General features: G+C 70.9%; 3 protein-coding genes. 1 reads left to right on the forward strand and 2 read right to left on the reverse strand.

Annotated elements, in window-relative coordinates; genetic code table 11:
• Positions 1–2 precede the first annotated feature (2 nt).
• On the forward strand, positions 3–1985 hold the full coding sequence (locus tag E7Z54_RS05520) for an ATP-dependent DNA helicase (RefSeq protein WP_136432008.1): 1983 nt from the start codon (positions 3–5) through the stop codon (positions 1983–1985).
• Positions 1986–1988: 3 nt separating this feature from the next.
• Here the strand turns inward: E7Z54_RS05520 and E7Z54_RS05525 are convergent, their stop codons facing one another.
• Positions 1989–3599 (reverse strand): MXAN_6640 family putative metalloprotease, encoded by a 1611-nt coding sequence (locus tag E7Z54_RS05525; RefSeq protein ID WP_136432009.1) that lies wholly within the window; start codon positions 3597–3599, stop codon positions 1989–1991.
• 105 nt (positions 3600–3704) lie between these two features.
• The gene (gene lexA / locus E7Z54_RS05530; protein ID WP_136432010.1) at positions 3705–4430 is read right to left on the reverse strand and encodes a transcriptional repressor LexA; all 726 of its coding nucleotides are present in this window, start codon (positions 4428–4430) and stop codon (positions 3705–3707) included.
• Positions 4431–4847 lie beyond the last annotated feature (417 nt).

Genomic DNA, 4847 nt, shown 5'->3' on the forward strand with positions numbered 1-4847 from the left:
ACCTGCTGGCCACGGCGGTCGCCGCGCTCGGCGGCCAGCAGCGGCACGGCCAGGAGGCGATGGCCGAGGCGGTCGCCGCGGCGATGGCCGACGGCGAGCACCTGCTGATCCAGGCCGGCACCGGCACCGGCAAGTCGCTGGGCTACCTGGTGCCGGCGCTGCTCCATGACAAGCGCGTGGTGGTCGCGACCGCGACCCTGGCACTGCAGCATCAGCTGGTCGAACGCGACCTGCCGCGGCTGGTGAAGGCCGTCGGCTCGAGGCCGGGGCTCGACGCCTCCTACGCGGTGCTCAAGGGCCGCTCCAACTACGCCTGTCTCCACCGGGTCCGCGAGGGAGCGCCGGACGACCAGGGCGAGCTGATCCAGGTTCCGGAGGGCTCGATGGGGGCCAAGATCCTCGAGCTCCGCAGGTGGGCGGAGCAGGCGGTCGAGGACAAGGGCACCGGCGAGCGCGACGAGGCTCCGCGTCACACCGACAAGGAGTGGCGGCAGGTGAGCGTCACGGCGCGTGAGTGCCTGGGCGCGACCAAATGCCCGTTCGGGGAGGAGTGCTTCGCCGAGCGCGCCAAGGAGAAGGCGCAGCGCTCGCACCTGATCGTCACCAACCACTCCCTGCTCGCGATCGACGCGATCGAGGGGATCCCGATGATTCCCGAGTACGACGTCGTCGTGATCGACGAGGCCCACGAGCTCGCCGCGCGGGTGACCCAGGCGGCGACCGACGAGCTCTGGGCGGCGGAGGTGGAGCGGGCTGCCCGGCGCAGCGTCCGCCATGTGGAGGGCAACGAGGCCGACGAGCTGTCCGACGCCTCCGACGCGCTGCGCGCTGCGATGGGCGAGGCCCGCCCCGGCCGGTTCGAGACCTTGCCGGAGGACCTCGCCGACGCGCTGGTCCTGGTCCGCGACGCCGCCCGAGCCTGCGTCTCCGCGTTCCCCAAGGCCGATGCCGGCAGTGAGCCGGACGCCGGCCTCTCGCAGGCCAAGGCCTCGGTGCAGGAGGTGTTCGCGACCGCCGAGCGGATGGCGGCGTTCTCGGAGGCCGACGTGCTCTGGCTGGCCGAGGGCACCGACCGGATCCCGCCACGCCTGTGCGTAGCCCCGCTCCAGGTCTGGGGACCGATGCGCGACAAGCTGCTCGCCGACAACACCGTCGTGCTCACCTCGGCCACGCTCATGCTCGGCGGCGACTTCGACTCCATCGCCACGAACGTCGGGCTCAAGCCCTCCGAGCGGATCGAGGGCGCCGCCGGTCGAGGAGGTCGCGCAGCGACCGTCACCAGACCAGAGGAGCTCGCCGACGACGCCCAGCCCTGGCTCGGCGTCGACGTCGGCAGCCCGTTCGACTACCCCAAGCAGGCGATCCTCTACGTCGCCCGCCACCTCCCGCCTCCGGGACGCGACGGCCTCGGCCCGGCGCAGCTCGACGAGATCACGGAGCTCGTCGACGCGGCCGAAGGCCGCACCCTGGGTCTCTTCTCCAGCCGCCGAGCGGCGGAGGCCGCAGCCGAGCACGTCCGCGTGAAGCTGCCGCACCTCACCACGCTCGCCCAGGGCGAGGCGCAGCTGCCGGAGCTGGCGCGGCAGTTCGTCGAGGACCCGCACACCTGTCTCTTCGGCACCCTGGGGCTGTGGCAGGGACTCGACGTCCCCGGCGACACCTGCCAGCTGGTGATCATCGACCGGATCCCGTTCCCCCGTCCCGACGACCCGCTGATGAGCGCACGCCAGAAGGCCGTCGACAAGGCCGGGGGCAACGGCTTCATGCAGGTGGCGGCCACCCACTCGGCGCTGCTGCTCGCACAGGGCGCCGGCCGCCTGATCCGCACCCACACCGATCGCGGCGTGGTCGCCGTCCTGGACCCTCGGCTGGCGACCGCGCGCTACGGCTCGTTCCTCAAGGCGAGCCTGCCGCCGATGTGGTCGACGACTGACCCGCAGGTGGTGCGGAAGGCCCTCGCCCGGCTCGCGTCGACCGCCCGCTGAGCGTCAGGGACGGTAGGCGCGCGCCGCCACGAGCTGCCGGGCGCCGTCGTCCAGGGAGCGACCCTCGCAGGTGTCGTCCCAACCCAGCCCGAGGTTGCACCGGTAGCGGGCGCTGGCGTTGACGACCGTGACCTCGACCCAGTCGACGCGTGCGCGACCGAAGGGGAAGCTGACGGTCCGGTTGCCATACCTGTTCAGGGAGACCCGACGGACGTACGGCGCCCGGCCGTCCGGCTTCACGGTGACGAATGCGGCGCCGCCCGAGATGCGTCCGTTGAGGTTCAGCCTGAGCCGCAGCCGCCAACCGGCCGCCATGTCCGACGACGGCCGGTACCGGTAGTGCTTGGCCGCCAGGTGGTTGAGCCCGATGTCCAGCCGCTTGGTCCGCGCGCCTGGCCGGAGCAGGTAGGACCCGTGCAGCGGCGCAGCCTTGTAGGCGCGTCCCTCGGTGTAGGACGCCCATGGCCGCCGGTTCCACGTCGTGAATCGGCCGAACTGCGTGGTGAGGTCGGTTCCCTTGGCGCTCAGCACGGACCGGATCGCCTGGACGGAGTAGCGGGCGCCGAGCGCCTGCCGCCAGATCTGGCGCACGATCACCGGAAGGCCGCCGACCTCCGGGGGGTACCGCTCGGAGAGGTAGCGGACGAAGATCCACGAGCCGTAGGCGCTCAGGCCGCGATGCCGGTCGACCGGGACCTGGGGGTTTCCGAGCGGTCCGTGGCTGAGGTAGTAGCGGTTGTCGTTGACGCCGTCGTAGACCTCGTCCTCGATCCAGGTCGCGGTGGCCTCCATCAGCCAGCCGTCCTCGAGGTAGTCGTAGGCGAACTGGACGGCGTGGAAGTACTCGTGGGCGGCGGTGACCCGCAGGTTCTGCTCGGGCGTGTGGGCCGGGTACTGGCCGGGGCGGTAGTCGTTGTCGAACACGCAGTACGCGGGGACGCCGATGTGCCGGGTCTCCTCCGGTGTGTCGGTGTTGCAGTAGCCGTAGAAGCCGGCGCTGCCGAGGTCGCCCAGGTAGACGTCGAACTTGTCGATGTTGCCGCCGGCGTCCCCGTCGGGCATCGGTGAGCGATAGCCGGCGGCGCGATAGCGGTGGGCGATCCCGGTGACGGTCCTCAGCACGTGCTGTGCGTAGGCGACGCTCGCGCGGTGCACGCCTGAACTCACGAAGTGCACGCACATCGATGCGTTGCACTCGGTCGCGTCTTCCTGGCTGTAGCAGATCGGGTCCTGCCGGGGGTCACAGGCCGCTGCTGGGCCGTCGTCGGGTCGCGCAAGGATCCTCGCGGCGTCGTCACGCTTGGCCTTGGGCAGGTGCCGCTGGTTGGCGGCCAGGTCGCGGATGGCGATGGTCAGGTCCTGGCGGGGCGGCTCGCCGGTGTGGGACGGGTCGCTCGGGGTCGGGGCTCCCTCGAGGAGGTCCTCGACGGTCTCGAGCGCCTGCTCGGCGATCTCCTGCGGGTCCTGCGGCGTGGCGGTCGCCGACGGCGAGGAGGGGTCTGCCGGCTCGCCGGGCTCGGCCTGGGCGGCGACCCCGAGGAACGGAACCAGGAGCAGCGTGGCGAGGAACGTCAGCAGCAGCCCGGGCAGGCGTGAGTGGCTCCGAGAAGTCATGGGGTGAGGGCCTCTGTAATCGACGACGTGACCCGGGTGACTTTACGGCGTGGACCCGCGATCCGAGGACTTTCAGACGTGGGCCGACGTGGCGGCGTACCTGAGTCAGACGCGGCGCAGGACCGCGGTGACCTTGCCGAGAATGGTCGCGTTGCTGCCGTCGATCGGCTCGAACGCCGGGTTGTGCGGCAGCAGCCAGACCTGACCGTCCTTGCGCTGGAGGGTCTTGACGGTGGCCTCGCCGTCGATCAGCGCGGCCACGATCTCGCCGTTCTCGGCGGTCTGCTCCTTGCGGATCACGACGTAGTCGCCGTCGCAGATCGCGGCGTCGATCATCGACTCGCCGGTGACCTCGAGGAGGAACAGCTCACCGTCACCGACCAGCTGCCGGGGGAGTGGGAAGACGTCCTCGTAGGTCTCCTCGGCCAGGATCGGGCCACCGGCTGCGATCCGACCCAGCAGCGGCACGTTGGTCGGCCGCGGGGCGGCGTCGCCGATCCCGGTCTCGTCGTGGGTGGTCTCCTCCACGGTGCCCATGGCCCGGCGGGCGGCCATCACCTCGGGAAGGAAGACCTCCAGTGCGCGTGGCCGGTTGGGGTCGCGCTTGAGATAGCCCTTCTCCTCGAGCACGCGCAGCTGGTGGGCGACGCTGGAGGTGCTGGTCAGGCCGACTGCCTGGCCGATCTCGCGCATGCTGGGCGGGTAGCCGCGCTTCTCGATGCTGTCCTTGATGTGGGCCAGCACCCGCTGCTGCCGCGGGGTCAGGCCGGTCGCGTCCGGGGGACCGTCGGGCAGCTCGGTGACGCTGCGGCCCGGCTTCTTGTCGGCCATCTCTCGCCCTTCAGTCGCGTGGATCGATGTGACGACGCTAACCGAACGGCGGTGCCGAATCAAACACCTGTTCGAAGCGCGTGTCGCGACACGCCGGTCGAACGCCTATTCGAACAGGTGCTGGATTTGTTCGAACGCCTGATCTAGTCTCGTACACGTGTTCGATCGAACGCATGATCGATCCGCTTCTGTCGGACCCGCCTCGTAGAAAGTCCCACGAGCCAGCCGGACAGATCCGAAGACAGATTCATAGACCGGCCCCGTCCGCTTCCCCCGGAGGTCACCATGAGCACGATCAGCATCGCCCCCCGTATCGCCGCCGCCCCGCGCCGCCGTCCCGTGGCGACCCGCAGTCAGGTGCGGCTGACCCGCCGCGGGCGGCTGGTGGTGCTCGCGCTGGCGCTCGGCGTCGTGGCC

Origin of the sequence: Nocardioides sp. (assembly GCF_004803405.1) — a bacterium.
Classification (GTDB): Bacteria; Actinomycetota; Actinomycetes; order Propionibacteriales; family Nocardioidaceae; genus Nocardioides; species Nocardioides vastitatis.